Source organism: Faecalibacterium sp. DFI.5.82, from assembly GCF_029076575.1.
In the GTDB taxonomy this organism is placed as follows: Bacteria; Bacillota; Clostridia; order Oscillospirales; family Ruminococcaceae; genus Faecalibacterium; species Faecalibacterium duncaniae.
In genome coordinates, this window is the sequence record NZ_JARFIS010000418.1 from 1 (window position 1) to 315 (window position 315).

The window sequence follows — 315 nt, forward strand, 5'->3', positions numbered from 1 at the left end:
ATTTTCTGGCCGACTCTGTTGTTGTTCGGGTTGGTGATCCCGTTGTACGCTGCGAGCTTCTGGTAGGTCGTCCCGTACTTGGCCGCGTTTTTGCTCAGGGTGTCGCCGGCGACGACCGTGTAGGTCACTTCGCTGGTGGTGCCGTTGCTCGACGTCTGGCTGCCCGTGTTGGCGTTCCAGGGCTCCGCGTCGTAGGCCGGGCGGCCATAGCCGACGATGTAGCTGTCGCTCAGGTAGTAGGAGCGGCGGGCCACTTGGTCGGAGGTGTTACCCTCGATGGTGTAGACCTTGCTGCCGTCCACCGTCTCGACGAGG

1 protein-coding gene is annotated in these 315 nt (G+C 62.9%); it reads right to left on the minus strand.

The genetic code is table 11. The features are described 5' to 3' along the window. Nucleotides 1-315: LysM peptidoglycan-binding domain-containing protein (locus P0G09_RS17240; protein ID WP_275253283.1), on the minus strand; the 315-nt coding region annotated here is incomplete at both ends.